Consider the following 24,876-nt stretch of genomic DNA (forward strand, 5'->3'; position numbering starts at 1 on the left):
CCGATGTCCGGCAGGCGCTGGCCCTGGCCGAACGGCTGTGCCACGGGGTGCGCGAGCACGATTTCGGGACCGGTGGACGGCACACGGTCAGTGCCGGCATCGCAACGCTGGGCGCGGGAATGAGCCAGGACGGCCTGGTCAGCCTTGCCGATCAGGCCCTCTATCAGGCCAAGAGCGCCGGCCGGGATTGCGCCAGGACGGCCAGCGAACCCTGAACCGGCAGGTCCGCGGCACCCGGATGCCTGCCCCGGCGTTCTCCGCCGGGCGCAGCCCCGTCGGGAGTGAAAAAGCGGCGAAGGCCCCGAGGGTTTCCCCTGGGGCCTTCATGGTGGGCGATACAAGGATTGAACTTGTGACCCCACCCATGTCAAGGGTGTGCTCTACCGCTGAGCTAATCGCCCGGTAACACCATATGCAAATCCTGCGGGTGACAAGTCCGCCGGGACCCCGACCTGATTTCACGACGGGCCGGAGTCAACCCCGTCGTGACGCCTCGTTCCGGAGGCGCTCTCAACGCGGCTCCCGGTTCGGTCCAGGCATCGCCGTGTCAGGAGGTGCCTTGCCGCCGATCCGATCACCCGGAATTGGGCGAAGGCGCGTCGAGGGGCGTTCTCTTAGCCGCTTTTTCTGGCCATTGCAAGCCCCCTCGACGCGGATGGGCGGGGCGGGACGGCGGCCTCGCGGCGCGGCGGGGGGAGGTGGCATTCCAACCTGTGACAGGCGGCCTGCTTCCTGTTAATACGTTGAGGATGGACAGTACGCCGTTCGCCGCCGACGACAGCCCGGTCCTGACGGTTCTGGCTCCGGCCGACCAGTCGGTGCCGCTGGTATTCGCGTCGCCCCATTCGGGGCGCGACTACCCGGCCGCCTTCGTCGCCGCGTCGCGCCTCGACCCGGCGGCGCTGCGCCGGTCCGAGGACAGCTTCGTCGATGAATTGTTCGCCGCCGCCCCGCGCCACGGCGCGCCGCTGCTGGCCGCCAATTTTCCGCGCGCCTTCTGCGATCCCAACCGCGAGGCCTACGAACTCGACCCGTCCATGTTCGACGGCGCGCTGCCGGTCCACGCCAATTCCCGCAGCCCGCGGGTGGCGGCGGGCCTGGGCACCATCGCCCGGGTGGTGGCCTCGGGCGCCGAGATCTACCGCGGCAAGCTGCCGGTGGCCGAAATCGAGCGGCGGCTGAACCTGTGCTACCGCCCCTATCATCAGCGCCTGCGCGAGATGGTGGAGGCGACCCGGCGCCGGTTCGGCTGGTCGGTGCTGGTGGACTGCCATTCCATGCCCTCGGTGGGCGGGCCGATGGATCACGACGTCGGCCTGTCGCGCGTCGACGTGGTGCTGGGCGACTGCTTCGGCGCCGCCTGCGCCGGTCCGCTGGTGGATGCGGTCGAAGAGGTCTATCGCAGCCGCGGCTATCGGGTGGTGCGCAACACCCCCTATGCCGGCGGCTACACCACCCGCCATTTCGGCCAGCCGCGCACCGGCAGCCACGCTTTGCAGATCGAGCTCAACCGCAGCCTCTACATGGACGAGGCGGCGCACGCCAGGTCCGCCGACTTCGCCCGCCTGGCCGCCGATTGCGAGGCGGTGATCGCGGCGTTGGCCGGCCTGGTCCGCGAGCGGGCGTTCCCATGACCAAGCCGGTGACGCCGCCGCTGGTGGTGCGGGTGCGCGAGGCCAGCCCCGACGACATGGCCAGCGTGCAGGCGATCTATGCCTATTACGTCGCCCGCACCGCCGCCTCGTTCGAGGAGGAGGTGCCGGAGGTGGCCGAGATGGAACGGCGCCGCGCCGAGGTGGTGCGCCGCGGCCTGCCCTATCTGGTGGCCGAGGAGGCCGGCGAGGTGCTGGGCTTCACCTATGCCGGCCCGTGGCGGCCGCGCTCGGCCTATCGCTACACCGTCGAGGATTCCATCTACGTCGCCCCCTTCGTCCAGGGCCGCGGCGTCGGGCGCGCCCTGCTCGGCACGCTGATCGAGAGCTGCGCCGAGGCGGGCTACCGGCGCATGGTGGCGGTGATCGGCGATTCCGCCAACCAGGCCTCCATCGCCCTGCACCGCTCGCTCGGTTTCCGCCAGGAGGGAGTGCTGCGCGGCGTCGGGCTGAAATTCGGCCGCTGGGTGGACGTGGTCATCATGCACCGGGGCCTGGGCGACGACAGTCGTCCCCTGCCCGATGGCGGCTCGGCACCGCCACTCCCCCGGGACGAAGATATCGCCTGATAAATATTCTGGCATTCCAAGGGCTTGGGGTTTCAGGCGCGCTTTGCCTGACGTATTAACCCGAAAGCGCCCGGGCCTATCCTCCTATCCATAAGCCATAACCGTATGCGCGCCGGGGCTTCGACCACTGTCCGGTTATGTTGCCGGCGGCGGAGGCGTAAAACGCCAGCCCAACGAGAACATACGCAGCGGGAGGTCATCCATGAACGTTCAGTGGACTCGCCACGATCGCCGTCTCGACGTGGATCTGGCGGTGGCGCTGCAGGCCTGCGGGCAGGCCCTGATCCGGGCGACTTCGGCCGGCCAGTTGGACGAGGCGGTCGTTCTCAACCTGCGCCTGTGGCGGAGCATCCGCGCTCTGGCCGGGCGCTGCGCCAGCCTTGGCGACCGCGACGTGCTGGTGGATACCGCCGACCACGTGGCCGGCCTGCTGGCGGTGGAGGCGCTGCCCTGCCCGGACCCCCGCGACGTCGCCTTCGTCGCCGGGCGCAACCTGTCCCTGGCCGGCGACCTGGCCGGCCCCATCGCGCTGCAGAGCGGGCGCGACCGCCTGCTCGCCGAATGGGCGGCGGACGGGGCGGCGAAGCGGCGGTTCGAGCCGTGGGTGATCGAGCGCCTGGCCTGCGCCGCCTGTCCCTGAGCGGCGGCGGGCCGGCGGTGGTCGGCCCTCAGTTCTGGCGCGCCAACGCCTGGGCCGACGCGACCGACGCGACGTGGGTGTCGGCCCAGCCCGAGGACATGGCGATGCGCACCGCCTGGGCCCGGTTGGCGGCGCCGATCTTGCGATAGACGTTGCGCAGGTGCACCTTGATGGTGATCTCCTGCAGGTCCAGCGAGATGGCGATTTCCTTGTTGGTGCGGCCATCGACCAGCAGCGCCAGGATTTCCGATTCGCGCCGCGACAGCTTGTCGAACGGGGCCGGCGTGCCGGACGGCCGGCCGCTGCCCGGCATCGGCATCTGGCTGCCGGGATCGTCGAAGAAGGTGGAGGAGGGCAGGTATTTCTCGCCCGACAGCACCAGCCGCAGCGCATTGACCATGGCGCTGCCGCTGACCGTCTTGGGAATGAAGCCGGCGGCGCCGGCCTGCACCGCCGAGACCACGTGGTCGCGGGTGGTGAAGCCCGAGACGATCACCACCGGAACGGTGGGGTGGCGACCGCGGATGGTCTCCAGCCCCTTCAGGCCATCCATTCCCGGCATCATCAGGTCGAGCAGCACCAGGCCCAGCGAGGTCGCCTTGCCGGCGGCCTCCAAAGCCTCGTCCAGCGTGGCCGCGTCGAGGATCTCCGCCGATGGATCAAGCTCGTGCAGGAACGGCTTCAGACCATCACGAACCAGCTTGTGGTCGTCGGCGACCAGGATCTGCATGACGCGGTTCTCCTCACCCGTCGCCGAAGGATGGCGTCGGTGCTACCAAAGTATAGACAGTCGTTTCGCAAGCGACAATGGAAACCGGTGCCGGGGCGAAATTCGTCAGTCCGACGGCGGCTGCAGGAAGGTGGCGACCAGCTCGCCCAGCTTGCCCAGCGCGACCGGTTTCTTCATCACCGCGCAGCGGTCGTCCTGCAGGCTGTCGGCCAGGCGCTCGGTGGCGCCGAGATGGCCGGTGACGATGACGATGGGCAGCAGCGGGTCGAAGTCGCGCAGGCGCTCCACCAGCTGCTCGCCGTTGCCCGAGGGCATGCGGAGATCGGTGATGACCACGTCGGCCGGATCGCGCATGAAGGTGTCGTAGGCGTCGGCGCCGTTGGCCGACAGCGTCACCCGATAGCCCAGTTCACCCAGGTAGCGGCCCAGGGTTTCGGCGGCGGCGGACTCGTCATCGACCACCATCACGTGGCCCTCGCCGGCGAAGACCGGGGACGCCACCTCGGCCGGTTCGGGCACCTGGGGGGTGTCGGCGTCCAGCGGCAGGGTGATGGCCAGGCAGGCGCCCTTGGGCTGGTCGACCACCTCGAGGCGGCCGCCCATGGAATTGACGATGCCGAAGCTGACCGACAGCCCCAGGCCGGTGCCGCGTCCGGCCTCCTTGGTGGTGAAGAACGGCTCGAAGATGCGGGCCTGCACCGCCGGCGGAATGCCGGGGCCGCTGTCGGCGATCTTGATCACCACGTTGCGGCCCTTGCGCCGGGCGCTCAGGCGGATTTCGGCCTGGGTGGCGCGGCCCTCGCGCTCGCGCATTTCCTTCAGGGCATGATGGGCGTTGGACAGCAGGTTCATCACCACCTGCTCCAGCTGCACCCTGCGGCCGCGCACCGGCATGGGCGTGCCGGTCAGCTCGGTGACCAGGACGATGTCGTCGGGACGCAGCTGGTTCTCCAGCACGCCCAGCGCCGACCGCACCGCCGCCACCGCGTCGAACACCTGCACCGGCGACGAATCGCGCCGCGAGAAGATGCGGATGTCGTCGATGATCTCGGCGGTGCGCTGGGCCTGGTCGGCCACCAGCTGGAACTGCTGCGCCTGCCATTCCGGCGTGGCCTTGCCGCGTTCGATGAACAGCAGCGCGCCTTCGGCGGTCAGGCGGATGATGTTGAGCGGCTGCGACAGTTCGTGCACCAGCCCCGCCGCCATCTCGCCCAGGGTCGCCAGCTTGGCCGCCTGCACCAGCTGCTGCTGCACCTGGTTGCGCTCGGTGACGTCGCGGATGACCAGGAAACGGGCGGGCACGCCGTGGAAGGTGATGCCGGTGCCGACCACCTCGGCGTCGAAGGCGGTGCCGTCCAGGCGCAGCATGGGGTGTTCGGCGAGGACGCGGCCGTCCGGCGGGCTGGCGATGCGCGCGGCGATGGCGCGGCGCGCCTCCTCGCCGACCAGCGCCAGCATGTCCATGCCCTCCATTGGGCGGCCGCCGGTGGCGAAGATGCGCTCGCAGGCCTGGTTGGCGAACAGGATGGTGCCCTCGGCGTGGACGATGATGGCGTCGGGGGTCATCTCGATCAGGGTGCGGTAGCGCTCCTCGGATTCGGCCAGGGCCTGCACCGCCCGCTCGTGCTCGGCGCGCATGCGCAGGGTGGCGATGCCGTAGCTGAGGTTGCGCGCCACGTCCTCGAGCAGCCGGGTCTCGTCGTGGTCGAAGGCCATCGGCTCGCCGGCATAGATGGTGAGCGCCCCCAGGGGCGCCCCGCCGGCCGACAGCGGCAGCGCGATCACCGAGCGGAAGCCGAAACGGCGTGCCCCCTCGCGCCAGGGCTGGAAGGCCGGATCGGACTCGGTGTCGATGACCACCTGGGGTTGGCCCTCGCGGATGGCGGTGCCGGTGGGACCGCGGCCCAACCGGTCGTCGTTCCAGGAGACCTGGATGCCGTCGAGGTAGCCGCGGGCGTCGCCGCCGGCCGCCACCGGATTCACCGGCCGTCCCGGCCCGTCATCGGCGAACCCGACCCAGGCGAGGCGATAGCCGGCGACCTCGACGGCGATCTTGCAGATGTCCTCGAGCAGGGAGACCTCGTCCGAGGCGCGCAGCAGCGCTTCGGTCGAGCGGGCCAGGGTGGTCACCGCACGGTCGATCAGGTGCAGTTGGTCGGCGACATCGCGAGCGATCATGAGGGACAGGCCCCTTCCTTCCCGGCCGATGGCCATACTACCCCGCCCTGTGCGGGGAACGATAGGGGTTCCATGGGATTAATCCTGGCCCTATCCTCGCCATGAATCCGGTGTCCACTGGCGGACGGCTCGCTTCGGGAAGGGGACGGCAAGAGTGATGGCTCGACTGACCATGATGGCGTTGGTTCTGGCGGCCCTGTGGGGCGGCCCCGCCGTGGCGGCGGAACGCGCCCTCGACCTGCTGGACGCACCGGTCGCCTATACCGCCGACTTCTACGTCACCGGACCCAAGGGGACCTATCGCGGCACGGTCTGGCACGCCCCCGGCCGCGAGCGGCGCGACTTCGACACCCAGGGCGGCGGGCAGACCCTGCTGCTGCGCCGCGACACCGATTCGGCCTACCTGATGAAGCCCTCGGGCAAGTGGTATGTCGGGCTCGGCTTCTCCGCAATCGGCACCCTGGCCGGCGGGCTCGACAAGCTGGTGGTCGAGCGGACCCGCCTGGGCGAGGACGTGGTGGCCGGCATCAAGGCCACCCGCTACCGCATCACCGCCGCCGGACCCAAGGGCGGGCGCTTCGACGGCGAGGGCTGGTTCAGCCGCGACGGCGTGCTGGTCAAGGCGGCCGGCACCGCCACCGACGGCCAGGGCCGCCGCTCCGATGTGGAGACCGGGCTGTCACGCCTCAAGCTCGGGCGGGTCGATGAACGGGTGTTCGAGCTGCCCTCGGGATGGTTCGGCATGGATCTGCGCTCGGTGCCGGCCGAACGCATCGAGCAGGCGGTGGAAAGCCTGCGCCCGCTTCTGGAAGGGCGCTCCGCTCACCAGTAGCGGACGCGGCCGGTATCCACGTGGACGAAATTGGACGCCGGATAGGTGCCGACGCCGCCGGCCTTCATCAGCTTCGCGGCGCGGCCGACCTTGCGCACGCTCTGGCCGGGCAGCCGGATGTCCACCGCCTTGCCGGCCATGTGCAGGCTGTTGTGGGCGACCCCGTCGGTGGCCGAGACCAGGAGGGCGTTGGTCTGCGGCGAGCGGTAGCCGGAGATGACGTGGATGGCGCCCTTGGCGCCGAACTTGCGGTGCACGGCGGTCATCACGTCGAGCAGGCGGGGGTCCATGGGATGGGTGTCGCCGGAGCGGTGGTCGCGCAGCAGGCGGTTGATCTGGCTCAGGGACTTGGCCAGGTAGCGGCCGTCGGCCCAATAGACGGTGCGCACCGATTCGCCGGTATGGATGTTGTAGAGGTGGATGGCCCGTTCCGGCATGGCGCGGACCGCCGCTTCCAGCGGGTCGGCGGCCAGGGTGGCGCAGGCGGCGCCGACGCCCAGGGCGAGAAACGAGCGGCGCGTCAGCGCGCCACGATCGGGTCCGGTATCACCGTTCGGCATGGGTCCCCCCTGCTGATGGGATGACTCATACCATCGGGCAAGGGGCGGGAGTCAACCCTTCGCGTAGGGACTTTACCCCATCTGTGCGGATGTCACCGGCCGCCATCGGCGCCGCCCGCCTCGGCGACGGCGCGCGGCCGCTTGAGGGCGGCGCGCAGGCGGCCGTCATGGCCGTAGAGGTCGTCGCGGAAGTGGACGGTGCCGTCCTCGTCGGCCCAGGCGGTCATGTACATCAGATAGACGGTGAGCGGGCGCTCCAGGCGGATGGTCTTGGTCTCGGTCTCGGCGATGAGGTCGGGCACCCGCGCCGCCCAGTCCGGCGCCAGCAGCGCCTGGGCCAGATCGACCGGCCGCTCGAGCCGGACGCAGCCATGCGACAGGGCGCGGAAGATGCGCCCGAAATACTGCCGCTTGGGGGTGTCGTGCAGGTAGATGTCGTCGGAATTGGACAGGGTGAACTTGACCTGTCCCAGGGCGTTGTCCGGCCCGGGTCGCTGGCGCAGGCGCCACGGGAAGGTCCGGTGGCTCGACCAGTCGATGCCCACCCCCTGGGCCTCGGGGCTGTCGGGGGTGAAGGCGTCCAGGATCGTCATGTTGTTGGCGGCCAGGTAGCCCGGCTCCTTCTTCAGCTTGGGCAGGATTTCCTTGGTGGCGATGGTCGGCGGCACCGTCCAGGTCGGGTTGAACACCACCGAACTCATGGTGGTCATCATGGACGGCGTCTGGTGCTTGACGTCGCCCACCACCACCCGCATGGCCATGGCGATGGTGCCGCCGCGCACCAGCTCCAGGTGGGCGGCGGGCAGGTTGACGGCGATGTGCTCGGGCGCCAGGGCGCGCGGCATCCAGCGCCAGCGTTCCAGGTTGACGGCGATCTGGCGCAGCCTTTCCTCGGCGCTGGCGTTGAGGGCGGCCAGGGTCTGGCGGCCGACCGCGCCGTCCGGCTCGATGCCGTGGCGGGCCTGGAACCGCCTCAGTCCCGCCGCCAGGGTGTCGTCGAGGACGGTGCCGGAATCGTCCGAGGCGGCGAGGTCGCCGGCCGCCACCAGGCGGCGGCGCAGCAGCGGCACCCGTTCGTCCTCCATCCCCGGCTTGATCGACGGCCCGTCGGGCAGGGTCGGCCAGCCGCCCGCCGCCACCAGGGCGCGGTAGCGCTCCAGCGCCGCCCTCAGGCGGCGGTAGCCGACATAAGGCGGCGGCAGGGCTTCGGCGGCGGCGGCCAGGGCCTTGCCGCCCGACAGCTCGCGCAGCAGCCTCAGCGGATCGGCGGACGGCCGCGTCTCGGGCCCCATGCCGCCCACGGCGCGGGTCGGGGCGACGCGGCCGATGGCGAGGTCGCGGGCGAAACGGGCCACGGTGTCCGAGATCAGGAGATCGCGCTCGACCTCCGAGGCGGCGTGGGGCAGGCCATAGGAATCATCGGCCAGGCCTTCGGCATGGGCGATGGCCTGGACCTCGCGGATCATCGCCTCGCCCTTGGCCCCGGGCCAGGCCGGCTTCCAGCTGCGGTGGCGGTAGAAGGCGCGCAGGGCGCCGGCCTCGTGCAGGCGCGGCCCGGTCCCGCCGTCGAGCAGGCGTTGCAGCTCGGTCGGTTCGGCCGCAGCCGCAGGGGCGGCTGCGGCGAACGCCACGGCCAGGCAGAGGATCAGGGGACGCGCGAACGGCAGCAACGCAAACTCGCCTCTTTGTTCCGGGGCGGGAGTATAGGCGGCGGGCGCGCGCCCGGCGCGCACGATTCCGGGCTGCCATGCCCGTCACGCCGCCATGCCCGAAGCGGCACCGCTTCCCCGCGCATGCATATCGAGCCGGCGCGCATCCGAGTCAACGTCCATCCGGTGCCGGCTCGCCGCCGGCACGCCAGTGCGGCGAAAAAGCAACAGTGTGGATTCAGCTTTGCAGCCAGGGCAGGCCGGCCGCCTTCCATCCCGCCTTGTCGCCACGGTGGCGGCCTTCGTTCAGCGGCCCCTCGAAGCCGTCGGTGACGTTCCAGGCGGAGCGGTAGCCCAGCTGGGTCACGAATTCCGCCGCCGCCTTCGACCGCACCCCCGAGCGGCAGATGAACAGCACGGTGTCGCCGGGGCGCACCCCCTGGGCGGCCAGCTGCTGCGCGAAGTCCTCGTTGCGCTGCATGGCCGGGAACAGCTGCCACGACACCAGCAGCGGCTGCTTGCCGATGGCCGCCAGGTCGGGAAGGCCGACATAGACCCATTCGGCCTGGGTGCGGACGTCGACCAACTTTGCGCCATGATCGGCGGCGAGAACGCGCCAGGAGTCCGCCGGCGAAATCTCGCCGGCATAGGCAACCGGGGCGGCGGCGGGGACGGACATGGCTGCGAACTCCACATGTCTTGGTGTTGATAGACATTTTAACAACAAACTGTCGTTGACTTCATAAACTATGCTGTGCGATGACGTAAATAAGAAAATTACAACACAAATTGTATGTGAAAAAGGAGATGCCTTCGATGCCTCTTCCACCACAGGCCTGGGCCCAGCTGGACGGCCGGGCGCTGATCGAGGCGGTGGCGAATGCCTTGCCCGGCAAGGTCGCCGCGATCGCCTCCTTCGGCCCCGAATCGGCGGTGCTGCTCGACCTGGTGGCCCAGGTCGACCGCGCCCTGCCGGTGCTGTTGATCGACACCGGCGAGCTGTTCGACGAGACGCTGGCCTACCGCCACACGCTCGAACGCCATCTGGGCCTGTCGGATGTCCGCGTCGTGCGCCCCTCCGCGGCCGAGCGGGCCGAGGCGGAGGCGCTGTGGCGCAGCAATCCCGACCGCTGCTGCGCCCTGCGCAAGGTCGCCCCGTTTGGGCGCGCCGCCGCCGGCTTCGCCGCCCTCATCGACGGCCGCAAGCGCTCCCACGGGTTCGGCCGCGAGGCGCTGGCGCGGGTGGAGGCGGGGAGTGGCCCGCTCAAGATCAGCCCCCTGGCGACCTGGTCCGGCGCAGAGGTGGAAGCCGCCTTCGTCGCGCGCGGGCTGCCGCGCCACCCGCTGGCCGCCCGCGGCTATCGCTCGGTCGGCTGCCGCCCCTGCACCCGGCCCACCGGCGCCGACGAGCCGGCGCGCGCCGGCCGCTGGTCCGGCCTCGGCAAAAGCGAATGCGGCATCCACACCACCCTCGCCACCGTGGCCGGGCGCAACCTCTTCGCCGTCGAGCACCAGGTGACCCAGGCGGCGCGGGCGCGGGCCAACGGCCACAAGGGCGGGGTGGTCTGGCTGACCGGGTTGTCGGGCTCCGGCAAGTCGATTCTTGCCATGGAGCTGGAACGCCGCCTTTTCCTGCGGGGCTGGCAGGCCACGGTGCTGGACGGCGACAACGTCCGCCACGGGCTGTGCGCCGATCTCGGATTCTCGCCGGCGGACCGGGCCGAGAACATCCGCCGGGTCGGCGAGGTGGCGCACCTTTTCGCGCAGGCCGGCATGCTGGCGATCACCGCCTTCATCAGCCCCTACCGGGCGGACCGCGACCGGGTGCGGGCGATCGCGCCCGACGCCTTCCACGAGGTCTTCGTCGCCACCCAGCTGACGGAATGCGAGCGGCGCGATCCCAAGGGCCTGTACCGCAAGGCCCGCTTGGGCCAGATCCCGGAATTCACCGGCGTCTCGGCCCCCTACGAGCCGCCGTCGGCGCCGGATCTGGTGATCGACACCGCCGGCCGGAGCCTGGAGGAATCGGTCGCCGAGTTGATGGCCTACGTCGAGGCGCGCTTCGGTGCGGCGGTGGTGGGAGCGGCGGCGGAATAGGCGCTTCCGCGCTTGCCATGGCGCCGGTTCTGGAGGATTGTTGCGCCCTTCGCGGCATACCCCTTGGGCCATGGCTACCGTCTTCCTGGGTCTCGGCAGCAATCTCGGCGACCGTTTCGCCAATCTCCGCGCCGCCGTGGCGGCGCTGGGCGGGATGGCGCGCGTCGAGGCCTTGTCCCGGGTGTACGAGACCGCGCCGCTCTACGTCCTCGACCAGCCCGCCTTCCTCAACATGGCGGCGCGGGTCGAGACCGGGCTGGCGCCGCGCGATCTTCTGGCCGGCCTCAAGGGCGTCGAGGCGGAGCTGGGGCGCGAGAAGACCATCCGCTTCGGTCCGCGCCTGATCGACCTGGACATCCTGATCTACGGCGGCCTCGTGCTGGACGAGTCCGACCTGACCATACCCCATCCGCGCCTGCCGGAACGCCGGTTCGCCCTGGCGCCGCTGGCCGATATCGCCGCCCGGGTGGTGCATCCCCTGGCCGGCCGCACCGTGGAAGAGATGCTGGACGCGCTGCCCCGCGACGACGACGTGGTGGTGGTCGCCGAAGGGCTGGAGTAGGGAGCCTCGTCATGTTCGCCACCGCCGAAACCAAGCTCTACCGCATCCTGGTGCGCGATCTGGTGCTGAAATGCTCCATCGGCATCCACGCCCACGAATTGCTGGCGCCGCAGCGGGTGCGGGTCAATGTCGACATGGCGGTGTTCGAGCAGGCCGGTCCGATGAACGACGACATCGCCAACGTGGTGTCGTACGAGGACGTCATCGACGGCATCAAGCGCATGCTGGCCGACGGCCACATCAACCTGGTCGAGACCCTGGCCGACAAGATCGCCGGCCTGTGCCTGGCCGACGAGCGGGTGCAGTCGGTGCGCATCAAGGTCGAGAAGCTGGACGTCTACGCCGAGGCCGCCTCGGTCGGCATCGAGATCGAGCGGCGGCGGGAATAATCCCCTCGAACCCTCCCCCTTGCGGGACATTTGCGAAATCCGGGCCGGGGACGCCTAATCCTTCGAGACAGCCCTGCGGGCTTCCTCAGGATGAGGCTTAATGCGTTGAAATCATTAAAGCCCTCATCCTGAGGAGACCGCGCCAGCGGTCGTCTCGAAGGACGAGGGCGTCCTCGGGCATAGTTTCGCAAAGCTCCCTTGAGGGCCGAGCCCGTCTTCCAACAATGCGTGCTTCGCACGCGGGGGAGGGGCGAAGGCCCTTACACCATCCCCAGCGCCGCCTTGTAGAGGTCGATGAGCTGGTCGGTCTCCTCGCGCTCGGCGTCCTCCATCTTGCGCAGCGAAATCAGCTTGCGCATGATCTTGGTGTCGAAGCCCTGCGACTTGGCCTGGGCGTAGACGTCCTTGATGTCGGCCGCCAGCGCCTTCTTCTCCTCCTCCAGGCGTTCGATGCGCTCGATGAACTGGCGCAACGCTTCGGCGGCGATGCCGCCGATCTGGCTGTTGGACTGCTCGTCGCTCATGCTTTCGTTCCCCCGCAAACAGGTCGGCTGGTCAGGGGCCGCACCTTAGTCCGGTCCCCCCCGGACGATCAAGCATGGTCGAACCGGTGTTACCCTTTCGGGCTCCGACCTCTGGACCCTCGGTATTAGGCGATCGCCGCCGGCACCTGCCAATGCGCATGGTTCTGCATCCTTGGTGCGGTAGCGCGATGGGCGCCAAAGCGGCGAAAGTAGAGGCGAAATCCCAGAGGACCGAGGCATGCTGTACGAAAAGCGCGTCCTGATTGCCGAAGACAGCGTTCTGCTGCGCCGCCTGGTGGTCAGCATGCTGCAGGTGGCCGGCGATTTCGTCGTCGATGAGGCGGGCGACGGTGCCGAGGCCCTGGCGGCCCTGCGCGCCAACCGCTACGACCTGGTGGTGTCGGACTGGAACATGGGCGGGCTGGACGGCCTGCAGCTGTTCCGCGCCATGCGCGACGAACCGGCGCTGGCCGGCATCCCCTTCATCCTGATGAGCGGGGAGCACACGCCCGACACCATCGCCCGCGCCGTCGATGCCGGCGTGTTCGGCTTCCTGCCCAAGCCGTTCAGCCGCGATCAGCTGGCCCGCCAGGTCGAGCGGGTGCTGGCGGCGCGCGTAGCGGCCTGACCGGGCCGGTCGCCCGGCCGCGCCCGGCCCCCCGATTCCCTCAGTGGCCGACGAACAGGATCAGCCCCAGACCCAACGCCGCGGTGAAGGCGGTGCCGACGGTGAACAGGAACGCCACGCCCAGCGCCAGCTCGCCCCAGCGGCCGGGGGACTTGGGTGGCGTCTCGGGGGCGGCGGTCAGGTTCAAAGTGGTGCTGTTCATGGAGCCCTCGCTGGCTGGGGTGCTGATCGCGGCCGCAAGGTGTCTGCCGAACGCGCCGGCCGCGCATCGGGGCAAAATAAGTATTTCATTTAACTAATTCAACACCCGCATGGAGCGGGGCGGCCCCACCCGCTGGGGTCAGGCGATCGCGATCCGATGCAGGGCGGACTCGGCCAGCACCGGGGCGAGCACATCGGCCAGGAGGGCGGCCCAGTCGCCCCAGCCTGCCGGATCGGCCACCAGATCCTGGCGGATTTCGAACGAGACGTGGGGCAGGCCGGCGGCACCGGCATGGGTGTCCAGGGTGTAGTTGATCTCGCGCCCGGAATAAGGCTGGTTGTCGCCCACCACCAGGCCGGGGCGGGCGGCAAGGGCGGCCAGCACCGGCTCGGCCATGCGGCGGTCGCGGTTGGACAGAACGCCCACATGCCAGGGCCGGGGCGCGGTCCCCAGGCACGGCGTGAAGCTGTGGACCGAGACCATGGCCGGCACCGGGCCGTGGCGGCGCAGATGGGCCAGCGCGGTGGTGATGGCGTCGTGGTAGGGCTGGAACCAGGCCTGGGCGCGGGCATCGGCCTCGGCGTCGGTGACCGCGGCGTTGCCCGGCACCGCGACGCCGCAGGTGAGCGCCGGGATCGAGCCGGGATCGCCCGGCATGCGGTTGCAGTCGATGACCAGGCGGCTGATTCCCGCCAGCACCGCCGGGCAGCCCAGCCTGGCGGCCAGCAGCCGTGCCACTCCGGCGGCGCCGATGTCCCAGGCGATGTGCGAGGCCAGCGCCTCGGCCGGCAGCCCGAGATCGCCGTAACGGGCAGGAATGGCCGCCGAGGCATGGTCGCAGACGACCAGCACGCCGGCATCGTCGCGGCCGGCGACGGTCTCGAACGGCGCCGGCTCGGGAGAGGCGGGAGGAAGGAAGCGCAGCATGACGGAATTATAGCAGTCCTTCATGCGCGGAACACCTCGCCGCGGGTGTTGACACACCCCCACGCTTTCCGTATTTTCCCCGCCTCCGGTCGCGCACCCGGGACAGCACCCGTCGGAACGCCAACGGCGACCTTGCTTGAGTAGGATTGGGACCATGAAGATTCGCAACTCGCTGAAGTCGGCCAAGCTGCGCGACAAGAACTGCCGCATCGTCCGCCGCAAGGGCCGGGTGTACGTCATCAACAAGACGAACCCCCGCTTCAAGGCCCGCCAGGGCTGATCCGAAGCTGTTTCGCCGTTTCGGGCGCGACCGCGCTGGCCATCTGGTCAGCGCGGTTTTCGTTTTTCCGTTATGGCAGGGGTGGACCACCGTCCGCCGTGCCGCGCCGGCCCTGGCCGGGCACGGGAGGTCGCCCGTTCCGGCGGGCCGGGGAAAAGCGTCACCGGCCATGACCTAACCAAAGGCGGTGGCGGCCGGCCCCATGGGCGGCATGGGCCATCCGAAGGCGAGGACCCGCCCGCCGGTGGCGCACCCCGTCCGGCGTCTCCACCGGGCATCGGGGGCGCCCGTTGGCACGGCGGTCCGGGCTGCCCATATCCCGGGAATGAGACGGCTGCTGGCATCCATTGCCCTGGTCCTGCTTCTCGGCGCGAGCATGTCGTGCTCGACCGAGCCCGGGCCGCGCGTGGACGGGACCCGCTCCAGCCTGGACACCCTGTTCCAGCGCCTGCGCACCACGCCCAGCGGCGAAGAGGCGCGGATGATCGAGATCACCATCCGCCATGTCTGGGCCCAGTCGGGCAGCCGCCCGGTGGACGCCATGACCACCAGCGCGGTCGAGGCCATCCATGCCGGCGACACCGCCGCGGCGCTGGCGACCCTGGATCGGGTGGTGGCCATGGCCCCCGGCTGGGCCGAGGGCTGGAACCTGCGCGCCACCGTGCATTACCTGCGCGACGAATACGGCGAGGCGCTGATCGACATCGAACGGGTGCTGGCGCTTGAGCCGCGCCATTTCGGCGCCCTGGCCGGATTGGGCCGCATCTTCCTCGAACTCGAGGACAAGCAGGCCGCCCTCAAGGCGTTCGAAGCCGCCCTGGCCCTCAATCCCCACCTGGACGACGTGCGCGAGGAAAGCAACGACCTGCGCGAGGAACTGGCCGGAGTGCCGATTTAACTTCCCGTGCCGATTTAACTTCCCGTGCCGATTTAATCACCGCCCGCGCCGGCATGGGGAGACCAGCGGGAGCCGGCGGCTTCGGCCAGCCAGCGGCGGCAGGATTCGATGTCGGGCAGGTAGTGGCCGGCCGCGGTGGGGCGCCAGTCGCCCACCAGCACCGACAGCCCGCCGAGGGCGTTGGCGGCCTCGAAGCCGGCCTCGTCGGTGACGTCGTCGCCGACGAAGACCGGCATCCGGCCGGCGAAGGGCGCCTCGGCCATGAAGGCGCGCACGGCGCCGCCCTTGTCCCAGCCCGCCGGCTTGACCTCCAGCACCATCTTGCCGGCCAGCACGGCGAAGTCGGGGTGGTCGGCGACGATGCCTTCGACCAGCAGCCGGCAGGCGCCCTCGCGCTCGGGCGCCAGACGGTAGTGGACGGCCAGGGCCAGCCCCTTGTCCTCGACCAGCACGCCGGGCCAGTCCTGCGCCGGCGCCAGGCGGCGGCGGATGTCGGCCAAGGCGGGGAAGGGCGGCGGCACCGTCACCGTGCCGTCGGCGCTGCGGCGCTCAAGCCCGTGCAGGCCGGCGGCGGGCGGGTCGAAGGGGGCGACCAGGGCGCGGATGTTCTCCAGCGCCCGGCCGCTGACCAGCGCCACCGCGCCGCCGTGGCAGTCGGACAGGGCCTGCAGCAGCTGCGGCACCGCCACCGGCATGTCGATGGCCGACGGGGTGGGGGCGATGTCGATCAGGGTGCCGTCGATGTCGAGCAGCCAGGCCCAGTGGCGGGCCGGCGGCGGCGGGGGCGGTAGCCGGGTATCCATGGTCCCAACTTAGGGCGTCGACGCCCGACGTCAACCTTCAATAGCCGTCCAGCGGCAATCCGCGCTCGCGCCGCAGCTGGATCATGCGGGCGCGGCGCAACTGGTATTCGGCCAGCCGGGCCTGGCGGTAGGCGGCGGCGATGGCCTTGGCCTCGCCGGCGTTCTCGGCCTGCTGGGCGCGCCATTTGGCGCGCATCTCATCGACCCGGCCGGTCGAGGGCACCGGCCGGCCGGCCGGGCCGGGCTTGACCGGCGTGAAGGTGGCGGCGGCCTCGCGCGTGGCGGTGGCGGCGCCGTTCCACACCTTCATCAGCCGGTCGCGATAGGCCGAAGCCAGCGAGGGGGTCTGGGAATGGTAGTAGGACGCCGCCGTCACCCAGTGCCCGGTGGCGCCGAACAGACCCTTCAGGAAGCGGGCGGCGTAGGCGACGTTGGTCGCCGGGTCGAAGGCGTCGTCCAGCGAGGCGAAGGCCTCGGGGTGGTACATCAGGTTGACCTGCATGCAGCCGACGTCGATGTTCTTGACCCCCTTGGTGCGCAGGCGCTTGACCTCGGCGATGGCCTCGTGCTTCGAGGGGAAATATTTTCCCTCTCCCTGGGCGGTGACGGTCCATGGCCAGGCAAGGGTTTCCTTGCGCTGGCGGTCGTAGCGCCCCGATTCGACCACCGAGATGGAATCGAGCAGCCGCGCCGGGATCCCGTAATTGCGCTCGTTCTCGGCGGTCTGGGCGGCGCACAGGCTGTCGGGCGGCACCGCGGGCGCGGCGGCGGCCGGCCGCCAGGCCGCCAGGGCCGCCGCCAGCACCACCAATCCCGCCAATTTCCCGGTCCAGCCCATGGGGCGCGCAATCCTTCCGGCCGATGCCAACCGCCCCCCATATTTGCACGCTCCGTGCCATTTCTGCCAGTGCAGCGTCCGGTATGGCGACATGGCTGGGCTGCATAGCCGGAAAGGCCAGGAATTCTGCCATATCTCGGCAGAGGTATCACTTCGGCATGCTTTTTCCCTTGCATCGCAGCAAAGCGCCCCGTATATATTGCACTGCAGCAAACGGATTGTCTTCGACGATCCTCTTGTTGCCTTTCTTGGACGTTTCCTCCCTAAACTTGAGCCCCGGCTTCGTGCCGGGGCTTTTTTTCTGGGATTCGCCAAGGGCTTACCGGTTGCCAGCGCCTCAGCTGCGGTCGATGTCGGCATCCTGGGCCGCCAGGGCGAAGCGGCTGGCGGCAATCCGGAAATGTCGGGCCATGGTCGATCCTCCCGGGTCATTTCATGCATCGCCGCTGATATTCGATTATCCTGGGCCCGGGAAAGGCAACGGAGGATCGGAGATGCGAATTTCGACCGCATGGCGGCTGGCGGCGCTCGCCGTGGCGTTGTTTGCGCCGGCAACGGCGCTGGCCGGGCCGCTGCAGGTCCACAAGGTGGCCGACAACGTCTACGCGCTGGTCGGCGAGCTCAGCCAGCGCTCCGCCGTCAACCTGGGCAACAACGCCACCTTCGGCGCGGTGGTGACCGCCGAGGGCGTGGTGCTGATCGATTCCGGCGGCAGCCGGGCCGGGGCCGAGGCCATCGAGGCGGCGCTGAAGACGGTCACCGTCAAGCCGGTGATCGCCGTGGTCAATACCGGCGGCCAGGACCACCGCTGGCTCGGCAACGACCATTTCCGGGCCAAGGGCGCCCGCCTGATCGCCTCGGCCCGCGCCGTCGCCGACCAGAAGGCGCGGGCGGACATGCAGATGCAGGCGATGGGCATGCTGATCGGCGCCGACCGCCTTGCCGGCACCAGGGCGGTCAACGCCACCGAGACCTTCGAGGCCCGCCGCGAGCTGGTCGTCGGCGGCACCCGCCTCGAGCTGATTCCCGCCGGGCACGCCCATACGCCGGGCGACAGCATCGTCTGGCTGCCCGAGGCGAGGATCGCCTTCGCCGGCGACATCGTCTTCACCGAGCGGATGCTGGGCGTCCTCGACGTCTCCAGGTCCAAGGACTGGCTGGCGGCCTTCGAGACCCTGGCGGCGCTGGGTCCGGCCCAGGTGGTCCCCGGCCACGGCCGCCCGGCCACCCTGGCCGCGGCGCGGGCCGCCACCGCCGACTACCTTGCCCATCTGCGCCGCGAGGTCGCCAAGGTCCTGGCCGCCGGCGGCGGCATGGAGGCGGCCGCGGGCATCGACCAGGCCGCCTTCCTGGGCCTGGCCATGGCCGACCAGCTGGCCCGGCGCAACGCCATGCGGGTGTTCGAGGAGATGGAGTTCGAATAGGACGCTCAGCCCGGGCGGCCGCGGGTGGCGACCACCATGGCGCGCAGGCGTTCCGGCACCACCGGCTTGTGGGCCACCGGATAGCCGCCGCGCTGGATTTCGTGCAGGCGGTCGGGGTCGGTGTCGCCGGTCAGCACGATGGTCGGGATGGGCCGGCCGCAGGCGGCCTCCACCGCCTTCGCCGCCTGCACCCCGTTGCGGCCCTCGCGCAGGCGGAAATCGGCCAGGATGACGTCGGGCGGCGGGCCGCGGCGGGACAGGGCGACCGCCTCGTCGCAATCCGCCGCCGCCAGCACCTCGCAGCCCCACTGCACCAGCAGCATGGACAGGGCGTCGCGCACCATCCTTTCGTCGTCGATGACCAGGATGCGGCCGGCCTCGCAGGCGACCGCCGGCTCCTGGGGCGGCACCTCCGCCCCGGGCAGGGTCGCGGGCGGCGGCACGGCGGGCGTCTCGATCGTGAAGCACGAGCCCCATCCGGGGCGCGACACCAGATCGAGGCGGTGGCCGAGCAGGCCGGCCAGCCGGCGCACGATGGACAGTCCCAGCCCCAGCCCCTTCTCGCGGTCGCGCTCGGGGTTGCCGACCTGGAAGAATTCCTGGAATACCAAGGCCTGCATGTCCGCCGGAATGCCGATGCCGGTGTCGCGCACGATCACCTTCAGCCGGTCGCCGGTGCGGCGACAGCCGATCAGCACGCGGCCGCCGGGAACGTTGTAGCGCAGCGCGTTCTCGATCAGGTTGCGCAGGATGCGTTCGAACAGCATCGGATCGGTGCGGCACCAGGCGCTGCACCGGACGTGGCGCAGGGTCAGCCCGCGCTCGGCGGCCTGGGCCGCATATTCCTCGCCGAGCCGCTCCAGGATCGGCCCCAGAGCCACCTCGGTCGCGGCCGCGGTGACCACGCCGGCATCCAGGCGCGACACGTCCAGCAGGCCTTCCAGCAATCGCTGCATGGCGCCGATGGAGGCGCTGAGGTGGCGCACGATGGTGGCCGCCGGGTGGCCCTGCAGGCGGTCCGACAGGGCGCCGTTCATCAGCACCATGGCCTGGACCGGCTGCCGCAGATCATGCGAGGCGGCGGCGAGGAAGGCGCTCTTGGCGCGGTTGGCGGCCTCGGCCGCCTCCTGGGCGCGGCGGGCCCGCTCCTCCGCCTCCTGCAGTTCGGTGAGGATGCGCATCTGCTCGGAGATGTCCTCGACCACCGAGATGCGCAGGGAACTCTCGCCGCGCGGCACCGAGGTGGTCACCCGCACCCAGACCGCCGAGCCGTCCTTGCGGATGTATTGCTTCTCGATGATGAAGCTGTCGCGGTCCCGGCGGGCCAGCGAGACCAGCAGCCGCTGCTCGGCGGCGAAGAAGCCGGGGGCCACGATGTCCTGCATCTTCAGGCCGGCCACCTCGGCCATGGTGTAGCCGACGATGGAGCAGAACTTGCGATTGGCCTCGAGGATGCGGCCGTCGTCGAGCGACACGCGGACGATGCCCACCGCCGCCTGGTCGAACACGGTGCGATAGGAGGCCTCGCTGCGCTTCAGGCTGTCCTCGGCGGCCTTGCGGGCGGTGATGTCGCGCATGATGCCGGTGAAGAAGCGGGCGGGGCCGTCCCGCCATTCGGCAATGGCCAGCTCGACCGGAAAGGTGGAGCCGTCCTTGCGCCGCCCGGTCACCTCGCGCCCGATGCCGATGATGCGGGCCTCGCCGGTGCGCTTGTAATTGGCGAGGTAGTCGTCGTGGGACGAGCGGTCGGGCTCGGGCATCAGCATGCGCACGTTGCGCCCCATCGCTTCCTCGACGGTATAGCCGAAGGTCCGCTCGGCCGAGCGGTTGAAGGCGGCGATGGTGCCGTGCTCGTCGATCACCACCATGGCATCGACGGCGGTATCGACCACCGAGCGGTAGCGCGCCTCGGCCCGCGCCATGCCGCGTTCGGCCTGGCGGCGGTCGGTGATGTCGAACAGCGAGATGGCGATGCCATCCTCCACCTTGACCGCCTGGACGCGCAGCCAGTGGGGGGAGCCGGCCACCTCGCGGCAGACCTCGCCGTCGAAGGGCCGGCCGGTCTCGGCCACGCCGGCGCAGGTCTCGAACATGCCGTCGGTCAGCAGGGCCTGGACCGCGTTGCCGTCCTGGGCTCCCAACAGGCGCAGCGCCGCCGGATTGACGTAGCGTTCGCGGAACGCCACCACCTTGCCGCGTCCGCCCCTCACCGCGTCCAGCAGCGCCACGCCGAACAGCGCCGCCTCCTGGGCGGCGCGGAAGGCCGCCTCCGAGACCAGCATGCGCAGCGCGGTGCTGGCCCGCTCGGCATCGACCCGGTCCAGCTGCCGCGCCAGCCAGCCGATCACCACGCTGAGGCCTGCCATCACCACCACCAGCGCCAGCGCCAGCTGGAAGCCCGCCTGCAGCCGGCCGAAGGCCAGTTGCACCACGCAGCCCACCGCCAGCGGCAGACCGATCACCACCGGGATCAGCCGGCGCACCACGGTGCCGCCCAGCCGGGTCGAGATCAGGAGCCGCACCCAGCTGCGCCGCGGCCGCGACAGCAGCAAGCCCAGAAAGGCGACCATGAACCCGATTGCGCTGTGCACCGCCATGGCCGCATAGGACCCGAACGACGTCAGGCGTTGCGCGCCGAACACGTACCCGGTGACGCCGATGCAGGCTAGGACCAGCCCGATGGTGGCCGGCAGCCAGAACGCCCAGACCGGCCGCTCGGGGCCGGACAGCCACAGGGCGGCGGCGAACAGCAGGAACTCGACGGTGGAAATCTCGGCCATGCGGCCGGGATATTTCAGCGCCTGCAGGGGCACCTTGTCGGGGAACAGCCAGGCATCGATGCCCAAATCGCGGCTGGTGAGGTGCTGCCACACGGCGCAGACGGCGATGGCCGCCGCCGCCAGTACCACCAGGCGGGCAAGACGCGGCCAGCCCAGGCGGTCGGTGGCCAGCGCCAGGCCGAGGAAGGCGAACGCCACCGCGGTCAGCGGCTGCATGGAATTCCACGACGGCACGCCCGAGCGCAGCACCATCAGGTCCCACTGCCAGCCGGCCAGGACCACAGCCGACAGCAGCATCAGGAGCGCGGCGCAGGCGCCGGACAGCCGGCGGCACAGGCGCGCCCGCGCCGCGAAGGTGCCGGGCTCGGTCTCGTTGCCGACCGCCTTGTCGGATGCGGAAGTCGCGCTCATCGCCGTCTGACCCATCGTGCCACAAATCAAAGGTGGGGGCGGGGCAGGACGGCGGGAACCGAAAAAAGGAGGTGCGGCCGGCGGCGGCCGCACCGGTCCAACAACGGGAGAAAGACTACTCGGCGCGTCCGCCGTGAAGTTTCGACCACTGCACCGGATCGTGCAGGAACGAGCGCACGTCGTCGATCTTGCGCTTGTCGAACAGGCCGTCCTGCTCGGCCACTTCCAGCACGTCCCACCAATTGGCGAGATAGCCCAGATGCACGCCGATCTCGTTCAGCGACTTCAGGGCGCCGGGGAAGACGCTGTAGAAGAACACCACGTAGGAATGGCTGATCTCGGCCCCGGCCTCGCGCAGGGCGTTGACGAAATTGACCTTCGAGGCGCCATCCGAGGCCAGGTCCTCGACCAGCACCACCCGGCTGCCCGGCTTCATCTCGCCCTCGATCTGGGCGTTGCGGCCGAAGCCCTTGGGCTTCTTGCGCACGTACAGCATGGGCAGGCCCATCTGCTGGGAAATCCAGGCGGCATAGGGGATGCCGGCGGTCTCGCCGCCGGCGATGGCGTCGGTGCTCTCGTAGCCGGCCTCGCGCAGGATGGCGGCGGTCATCAGCTGGGTGATGGTGGTCCGCGCGCGGGGGAAGCTGATGACCTTGCGGCAATCCACATAGACCGGGCTGGCCCAGCCCGAGGTCAGCGTATAGGGCTCCTCGGGGCGGAAATTGACGGCCTTGATCTCGAGCAGGATGCGGGCGGTGGTCAGGCCCGCCTGCTTCTGTTCAGGCGTGCGGGAAGCGGTCTGCATGGAATCGGCCTCTCCGGGTTGTCGGCTGTGGCTCTATAGGCCACAACCGCCTTGTCCCGCAAGAGGGGGGAGGGGATGACGCACAAACCTCCCCTCCCCTTGATGGGGAGGGGTTGGGGGCGGGGTGGAGTCGCACACTCTGGCGCCGACGCGGTTCGCCCCCTACCCCAACCCTCCCCCGCAAGGGGGGGGGCTCGTCCTCCCTCAGCCTGGTTCGCCATCATACCATTCCGGCTCGTCCATGCGGATGATCTCGCACAGCCGGTTGACCACGGTGGGGCGCAGCGGCGCGTCCTCGGCGATGGTGTGCTTGTAGCCCTGGGTCCAGCGCTTGGCCTCGACCAGCTCGCCCGGCGAGGCGCCGGTCTCCAGGATCTCGGCCAGCTTGAGGTCGTCCAGGCGGCCCATGATCTCTTCCACTTGGTGGCGATCGAGTGTCATGGCGATCCTCCCTCCAATGGCTTGGCAAGTCCGATGATAGCGCAGGTCCGCAGCGGGCAGAGTTGCGCTTTGGGCGGTGCGGGGGTTGCAAAAGCGCGCGGTTTGGCGGACCTTCGGCCCGGCTGAATGTGGGATCGGACCGGGCATGGACAAGGACTCCCCCAGGGTATGGGTGCTGGCCGATGACCGCGCCGGCAACGTCGCCCAATGCCTGGGGGTGGCCGAGGCGCTGGGGCGCCCGTTCGCCGTCAAGGCGGTGCGCTACGGCCGCCTGGGCGGGCTGCCCAACCCGCTGCGCGGCGCCTCGCTGCTGGGGGTGACGGCCGAGACCGGTGCCGCGCTGGCGCCGCCCTGGCCCGATCTGGTGATCGCCGCCGGCCGCCGCACCGCCCCGGTGGCGCGCTGGATCAAGCGGCAATGCGGGGCGCGGCTGGTCCAGGTGATGGATCCCGGCCCCGGCGGGCGTGACGAGTTCGATCTGATCTGCGTGCCCAACCATGACGGCGCGCCGCCCAGGGGCGCCAACGTCATGGCGGTGACCGGGGCGCCGCACCGGGTCACCGCCGCCCGCCTGGCCGCCGAGGCCGAGGTGTGGCGCCCGCGCTTCGCCCATCTGCCGCGCCCGTGGCTGGCCCTGGTGGTCGGTGGCGCCACCCGCAAGCGTCCCTTTCCGCCCGAAATGGCGGCCGAACTGGGCCGTCGCGCCGCCGCCCTGGCCGAGGGCGGCTCGCTGCTGGTCACCACCAGCCGGCGCACCGGAGCGGACTCGGAAGAGGCGCTGCTGGCCGTCCTGCCCGAGCCGCGCTTCGTGCATCGCTGGGGCGCCGGCGGCGACAATCCCTATTTCGGTTTCCTCGCCTTGGCCGACGCCGTGGTGGTCACCGGCGATTCGGTGTCCATGGCCTGCGAGGCCTGCGCCGCGCCGGCCCCGCTCTACCTGTTCGCGCCGCCGGGCTGGGCGGCGGACAAGCACGCCCGCCTGCATGCCGAACTCTACGCCCTCGGCCTCGCCCGGCCGCTGGAAGAGGGGACCCGGCTGCAGGCCTGGACCCATCCGCCGCTCAACGCCGCCGGCGCCATCGCCGCCGAGATCATCAGGCGGTGGGGATGAGACGGCTCGTCCTCCTGCTGGCGCTGCTCGCCACCCCCGCCGCCGCCGAGGGCCTGAAGGGCATCAAGGGCGCCGACGACCGCGTCATGGTGAGCGGGGCGGACTATCCCTGGAGCGCCATCGGCCGTGTCAACAACGGCATGGGCGGCCATTGCTCGGGCGTGCTGGTGGGGCCGCGCCTGGCGGTCACCGCCGCCCATTGCCTGTGGAACAGGAAGACCCGGGCGCCCATGCCCGCCGGCTCGCTGCATTTCGTCGCCGGCTACGACAAGGGCGCCTACCTGAAGCACAGCCTGGTGGAGCGCACAATGGTGGCGCCCGGCTGGAGGTTCGGCCTGCCCTACGGCCCCGGCCCCGCCGCCGCCGACTGGGCGCTGCTGGTGCTGGCCGAGCCGGTGGGCGAGGTGGCCGGCTGGGTCGGCCTCGGGCGCGCCCCGGCGGTGGGCGACAAGGTGGTGACCACCGGCTACGGCCAGGACCGCCCGCACGTCCCCACCGCCCATATGGGCTGCGCCATCATCGGGACCCTGGGCGGCGGCGTGCTGACCCACGATTGCGACGCCGTCCACGGCGATTCCGGGGCGCCGGTGCTGGTCTGGCGCGAAGGCCGCCCGACCCTGGCCGCCATCCACGTCGCCACCTTCACCTTCGAAGGCGGCAAGGTCCTGGGCGGCGCCGTGCCGGTGTCGTCGTTCCTGGCCGAGGCCGCCAAGCAGGGCGCCGCCGCCGGCCAGACCGGCAGCGCGGCGACGCCGTTGGGACGATGAAGCCTTCCTCCCCCTGCCGCAGGCCTACGGCATTCACATTTTTTTTATGGGTTTTTCAACGCATTGCCGTCATGTCCGGGCTTGACCCACTTCTGTCCGGTTTATTTTTCGGAGAGCCTTCGGGAGCCCTTGGTGTCGGCCGCGTCCAGGGTGATGTTGGCGGAAGCGGACAGATTACC

General features: G+C 70.5%; 26 protein-coding genes, 1 tRNA gene and 1 pseudogene. 14 read left to right on the forward strand and 14 right to left on the reverse strand.

Annotation, left to right across the window (positions count from 1 at the left end; translation table 11 throughout):
- Positions 1-215 (forward strand): annotated as a pseudogene (locus MTBUT4_RS15220) (diguanylate cyclase); the annotation flags it as partial.
- A gap of 111 nt (positions 216-326) precedes the next feature.
- Here the strand turns inward: MTBUT4_RS15220 and MTBUT4_RS15225 are convergent.
- Positions 327-401 (reverse strand) — tRNA-Val (locus MTBUT4_RS15225).
- 348 nt (positions 402-749) lie between these two features.
- Between MTBUT4_RS15225 and MTBUT4_RS15230 the strand changes: the two genes are divergently transcribed.
- The 3 genes from MTBUT4_RS15230 (at position 750) to MTBUT4_RS15240 (ending at position 2,861) form a co-directional block, all read left to right on the forward strand.
- Positions 750-1,634: an N-formylglutamate amidohydrolase gene (locus tag MTBUT4_RS15230; protein WP_173980552.1), complete on the forward strand. Its 885-nt coding sequence runs from the start codon at positions 750-752 to the stop codon at positions 1,632-1,634.
- A complete protein-coding gene (locus MTBUT4_RS15235) occupies positions 1,631-2,221 on the forward strand; it encodes a GNAT family N-acetyltransferase (protein ID WP_173980553.1) in 591 nt (196 codons plus the stop codon). Before MTBUT4_RS15230 ends, MTBUT4_RS15235 begins: the two co-directional genes overlap by 4 nt.
- A gap of 202 nt (positions 2,222-2,423) precedes the next feature.
- Positions 2,424-2,861, forward strand: coding sequence for a hypothetical protein (locus MTBUT4_RS15240; protein ID WP_173980554.1), 438 nt, complete (start codon positions 2,424-2,426; stop codon positions 2,859-2,861).
- A 28-nt stretch (positions 2,862-2,889) separates the two neighbouring features.
- Here MTBUT4_RS15240 and MTBUT4_RS15245 read toward each other — a convergent pair whose 3' ends face one another.
- A complete protein-coding gene (locus MTBUT4_RS15245) occupies positions 2,890-3,591 on the reverse strand; it encodes a response regulator transcription factor (protein ID WP_173980555.1) in 702 nt (233 codons plus the stop codon).
- A 105-nt stretch (positions 3,592-3,696) separates the two neighbouring features.
- Positions 3,697-5,769, reverse strand: a complete 2,073-nt coding sequence (locus MTBUT4_RS15250) for an ATP-binding protein (RefSeq protein WP_254434883.1) — start codon at positions 5,767-5,769, stop codon at positions 3,697-3,699.
- 157 nt (positions 5,770-5,926) lie between these two features.
- On the opposite strand from MTBUT4_RS15250, the gene MTBUT4_RS15255 reads away from it, so the two are divergent.
- Entirely contained in the window at positions 5,927-6,601 is a 675-nt protein-coding gene (locus MTBUT4_RS15255) for a hypothetical protein (RefSeq protein WP_173980557.1), read from the forward strand.
- On the opposite strand, the gene MTBUT4_RS15260 is transcribed toward MTBUT4_RS15255, so the two are convergent.
- From MTBUT4_RS15260 to MTBUT4_RS15270, 3 genes are all read right to left on the reverse strand, one after another.
- The gene (locus tag MTBUT4_RS15260) at positions 6,592-7,161 is read right to left on the reverse strand and encodes a DUF882 domain-containing protein (protein ID WP_173980558.1); all 570 of its coding nucleotides are present in this window, start codon (positions 7,159-7,161) and stop codon (positions 6,592-6,594) included. The genes MTBUT4_RS15255 and MTBUT4_RS15260 overlap by 10 nt on opposite strands.
- A 92-nt stretch (positions 7,162-7,253) precedes the next feature.
- A complete protein-coding gene (locus MTBUT4_RS15265) occupies positions 7,254-8,831 on the reverse strand; it encodes a murein L,D-transpeptidase (protein WP_173980559.1) in 1,578 nt (525 codons plus the stop codon).
- Positions 8,832-9,048: 217 nt separating this feature from the next.
- Positions 9,049-9,489: a rhodanese-like domain-containing protein gene (locus tag MTBUT4_RS15270; RefSeq protein WP_173980560.1), complete on the reverse strand. Its 441-nt coding sequence runs from the start codon at positions 9,487-9,489 to the stop codon at positions 9,049-9,051.
- A 137-nt stretch (positions 9,490-9,626) separates the two neighbouring features.
- On the opposite strand from MTBUT4_RS15270, the gene cysC reads away from it, so the two are divergent.
- The 3 genes from cysC to MTBUT4_RS15290 all read left to right on the forward strand — a co-directional run bounded on the left by cysC (position 9,627) and on the right by MTBUT4_RS15290 (position 11,858).
- The gene (gene cysC / locus MTBUT4_RS19610) at positions 9,627-10,907 is read left to right on the forward strand and encodes an adenylyl-sulfate kinase (protein WP_254434884.1); all 1,281 of its coding nucleotides are present in this window, start codon (positions 9,627-9,629) and stop codon (positions 10,905-10,907) included.
- 70 nt (positions 10,908-10,977) lie between these two features.
- On the forward strand, positions 10,978-11,469 hold the full coding sequence (gene folK, locus MTBUT4_RS15285; RefSeq protein ID WP_173980561.1) for a 2-amino-4-hydroxy-6-hydroxymethyldihydropteridine diphosphokinase: 492 nt from the start codon (positions 10,978-10,980) through the stop codon (positions 11,467-11,469).
- Between the two features lie 11 nt (positions 11,470-11,480).
- A complete protein-coding gene (locus MTBUT4_RS15290) occupies positions 11,481-11,858 on the forward strand; it encodes a dihydroneopterin aldolase (RefSeq protein ID WP_173980562.1) in 378 nt (125 codons plus the stop codon).
- Positions 11,859-12,118: 260 nt separating this feature from the next.
- Here MTBUT4_RS15290 and MTBUT4_RS15295 read toward each other — a convergent pair whose 3' ends face one another.
- Complete coding sequence (locus MTBUT4_RS15295; protein WP_173980563.1) at positions 12,119-12,382, reverse strand: DUF2312 domain-containing protein; 264 nt, start codon at positions 12,380-12,382, stop codon at positions 12,119-12,121.
- Between the two features lie 238 nt (positions 12,383-12,620).
- Between MTBUT4_RS15295 and MTBUT4_RS15300 the strand changes: the two genes are divergently transcribed.
- On the forward strand, positions 12,621-13,010 hold the full coding sequence (locus MTBUT4_RS15300; RefSeq protein WP_173980564.1) for a response regulator: 390 nt from the start codon (positions 12,621-12,623) through the stop codon (positions 13,008-13,010).
- 40 nt (positions 13,011-13,050) lie between these two features.
- On the opposite strand, the gene MTBUT4_RS15305 is transcribed toward MTBUT4_RS15300, so the two are convergent.
- The gene (locus MTBUT4_RS15305; protein ID WP_173980565.1) at positions 13,051-13,212 is read right to left on the reverse strand and encodes a hypothetical protein; all 162 of its coding nucleotides are present in this window, start codon (positions 13,210-13,212) and stop codon (positions 13,051-13,053) included.
- Positions 13,213-13,350: 138 nt separating this feature from the next.
- Entirely contained in the window at positions 13,351-14,163 is an 813-nt protein-coding gene (locus MTBUT4_RS15310) for an N-formylglutamate amidohydrolase (RefSeq protein WP_254434885.1), read from the reverse strand.
- A gap of 130 nt (positions 14,164-14,293) precedes the next feature.
- On the opposite strand from MTBUT4_RS15310, the gene ykgO reads away from it, so the two are divergent.
- Complete coding sequence (gene ykgO, locus MTBUT4_RS15315; protein ID WP_008614494.1) at positions 14,294-14,419, forward strand: type B 50S ribosomal protein L36; 126 nt, start codon at positions 14,294-14,296, stop codon at positions 14,417-14,419.
- 325 nt (positions 14,420-14,744) lie between these two features.
- A complete protein-coding gene (locus MTBUT4_RS15320) occupies positions 14,745-15,317 on the forward strand; it encodes a tetratricopeptide repeat protein (RefSeq protein ID WP_173980566.1) in 573 nt (190 codons plus the stop codon).
- A gap of 32 nt (positions 15,318-15,349) precedes the next feature.
- Here MTBUT4_RS15320 and otsB read toward each other — a convergent pair whose 3' ends face one another.
- Together otsB and MTBUT4_RS15330 are read right to left on the reverse strand one after the other, a co-directional pair.
- Complete coding sequence (gene otsB / locus MTBUT4_RS15325; protein ID WP_173980567.1) at positions 15,350-16,120, reverse strand: trehalose-phosphatase; 771 nt, start codon at positions 16,118-16,120, stop codon at positions 15,350-15,352.
- A 37-nt stretch (positions 16,121-16,157) separates the two neighbouring features.
- Entirely contained in the window at positions 16,158-16,958 is an 801-nt protein-coding gene (locus MTBUT4_RS15330) for a transglycosylase SLT domain-containing protein (protein ID WP_173980568.1), read from the reverse strand.
- 494 nt (positions 16,959-17,452) lie between these two features.
- On the opposite strand from MTBUT4_RS15330, the gene MTBUT4_RS15335 reads away from it, so the two are divergent.
- Positions 17,453-18,382, forward strand: coding sequence for an MBL fold metallo-hydrolase (locus MTBUT4_RS15335; RefSeq protein WP_173980569.1), 930 nt, complete (start codon positions 17,453-17,455; stop codon positions 18,380-18,382).
- 5 nt (positions 18,383-18,387) lie between these two features.
- Here MTBUT4_RS15335 and MTBUT4_RS15340 read toward each other — a convergent pair whose 3' ends face one another.
- The 3 genes from MTBUT4_RS15340 to MTBUT4_RS15350 form a co-directional block, all read right to left on the reverse strand.
- Entirely contained in the window at positions 18,388-21,573 is a 3,186-nt protein-coding gene (locus MTBUT4_RS15340) for a PAS domain S-box protein (RefSeq protein ID WP_173980570.1), read from the reverse strand.
- A gap of 115 nt (positions 21,574-21,688) precedes the next feature.
- Positions 21,689-22,378: an orotate phosphoribosyltransferase gene (locus MTBUT4_RS15345; RefSeq protein ID WP_173980571.1), complete on the reverse strand. Its 690-nt coding sequence runs from the start codon at positions 22,376-22,378 to the stop codon at positions 21,689-21,691.
- Positions 22,379-22,582: 204 nt separating this feature from the next.
- Positions 22,583-22,819 (reverse strand): hypothetical protein, encoded by a 237-nt coding sequence (locus MTBUT4_RS15350; RefSeq protein WP_173980572.1) that lies wholly within the window; start codon positions 22,817-22,819, stop codon positions 22,583-22,585.
- Between the two features lie 145 nt (positions 22,820-22,964).
- Between MTBUT4_RS15350 and MTBUT4_RS15355 the strand changes: the two genes are divergently transcribed.
- Positions 22,965-23,930: a mitochondrial fission ELM1 family protein gene (locus MTBUT4_RS15355; protein WP_173980573.1), complete on the forward strand. Its 966-nt coding sequence runs from the start codon at positions 22,965-22,967 to the stop codon at positions 23,928-23,930.
- A complete protein-coding gene (locus tag MTBUT4_RS15360; protein ID WP_173980574.1) occupies positions 23,927-24,697 on the forward strand; it encodes a serine protease in 771 nt (256 codons plus the stop codon). Before MTBUT4_RS15355 ends, MTBUT4_RS15360 begins: the two co-directional genes overlap by 4 nt.
- Positions 24,698-24,876 lie beyond the last annotated feature (179 nt).

The organism is Magnetospirillum sp. UT-4, assembly GCF_902729435.1.
Taxonomy (GTDB): domain Bacteria; phylum Pseudomonadota; class Alphaproteobacteria; order Rhodospirillales; family Magnetospirillaceae; genus Magnetospirillum.

Excerpts from the sequence above, each read along its gene's own strand:
- MTBUT4_RS15230 (WP_173980552.1), top strand. The coding sequence starts at position 750 with ATGGACAGTACGCCGTTCGCCGCCGACGACAGCCCGGTCCTGACGGTT.
- MTBUT4_RS15235 (WP_173980553.1), top strand. The coding sequence starts at position 1,631 with ATGACCAAGCCGGTGACGCCGCCGCTGGTGGTGCGGGTGCGCGAGGCC.
- MTBUT4_RS15240 (WP_173980554.1), top strand. The coding sequence starts at position 2,424 with ATGAACGTTCAGTGGACTCGCCACGATCGCCGTCTCGACGTGGATCTG.
- MTBUT4_RS15245 (WP_173980555.1), bottom strand. The coding sequence starts at position 3,591 with ATGCAGATCCTGGTCGCCGACGACCACAAGCTGGTTCGTGATGGTCTG.
- MTBUT4_RS15250 (WP_254434883.1), bottom strand. The coding sequence starts at position 5,769 with ATGATCGCTCGCGATGTCGCCGACCAACTGCACCTGATCGACCGTGCG.
- MTBUT4_RS15255 (WP_173980557.1), top strand. The coding sequence starts at position 5,927 with ATGGCTCGACTGACCATGATGGCGTTGGTTCTGGCGGCCCTGTGGGGC.
- MTBUT4_RS15260 (WP_173980558.1), bottom strand. The coding sequence starts at position 7,161 with ATGCCGAACGGTGATACCGGACCCGATCGTGGCGCGCTGACGCGCCGC.
- MTBUT4_RS15270 (WP_173980560.1), bottom strand. The coding sequence starts at position 9,489 with ATGTCCGTCCCCGCCGCCGCCCCGGTTGCCTATGCCGGCGAGATTTCG.
- cysC (WP_254434884.1), top strand. The coding sequence starts at position 9,627 with ATGCCTCTTCCACCACAGGCCTGGGCCCAGCTGGACGGCCGGGCGCTG.
- folK (WP_173980561.1), top strand. The coding sequence starts at position 10,978 with ATGGCTACCGTCTTCCTGGGTCTCGGCAGCAATCTCGGCGACCGTTTC.
- MTBUT4_RS15290 (WP_173980562.1), top strand. The coding sequence starts at position 11,481 with ATGTTCGCCACCGCCGAAACCAAGCTCTACCGCATCCTGGTGCGCGAT.
- MTBUT4_RS15295 (WP_173980563.1), bottom strand. The coding sequence starts at position 12,382 with ATGAGCGACGAGCAGTCCAACAGCCAGATCGGCGGCATCGCCGCCGAA.
- MTBUT4_RS15300 (WP_173980564.1), top strand. The coding sequence starts at position 12,621 with ATGCTGTACGAAAAGCGCGTCCTGATTGCCGAAGACAGCGTTCTGCTG.
- MTBUT4_RS15305 (WP_173980565.1), bottom strand. The coding sequence starts at position 13,212 with ATGAACAGCACCACTTTGAACCTGACCGCCGCCCCCGAGACGCCACCC.
- MTBUT4_RS15310 (WP_254434885.1), bottom strand. The coding sequence starts at position 14,163 with ATGAAGGACTGCTATAATTCCGTCATGCTGCGCTTCCTTCCTCCCGCC.
- ykgO (WP_008614494.1), top strand. The coding sequence starts at position 14,294 with ATGAAGATTCGCAACTCGCTGAAGTCGGCCAAGCTGCGCGACAAGAAC.
- MTBUT4_RS15320 (WP_173980566.1), top strand. The coding sequence starts at position 14,745 with ATGAGACGGCTGCTGGCATCCATTGCCCTGGTCCTGCTTCTCGGCGCG.
- otsB (WP_173980567.1), bottom strand. The coding sequence starts at position 16,120 with ATGGATACCCGGCTACCGCCCCCGCCGCCGCCGGCCCGCCACTGGGCC.
- MTBUT4_RS15330 (WP_173980568.1), bottom strand. The coding sequence starts at position 16,958 with ATGGGCTGGACCGGGAAATTGGCGGGATTGGTGGTGCTGGCGGCGGCC.
- MTBUT4_RS15335 (WP_173980569.1), top strand. The coding sequence starts at position 17,453 with ATGCGAATTTCGACCGCATGGCGGCTGGCGGCGCTCGCCGTGGCGTTG.
- MTBUT4_RS15340 (WP_173980570.1), bottom strand. The coding sequence starts at position 21,573 with ATGAGCGCGACTTCCGCATCCGACAAGGCGGTCGGCAACGAGACCGAG.
- MTBUT4_RS15345 (WP_173980571.1), bottom strand. The coding sequence starts at position 22,378 with ATGCAGACCGCTTCCCGCACGCCTGAACAGAAGCAGGCGGGCCTGACC.
- MTBUT4_RS15350 (WP_173980572.1), bottom strand. The coding sequence starts at position 22,819 with ATGACACTCGATCGCCACCAAGTGGAAGAGATCATGGGCCGCCTGGAC.
- MTBUT4_RS15355 (WP_173980573.1), top strand. The coding sequence starts at position 22,965 with ATGGACAAGGACTCCCCCAGGGTATGGGTGCTGGCCGATGACCGCGCC.
- MTBUT4_RS15360 (WP_173980574.1), top strand. The coding sequence starts at position 23,927 with ATGAGACGGCTCGTCCTCCTGCTGGCGCTGCTCGCCACCCCCGCCGCC.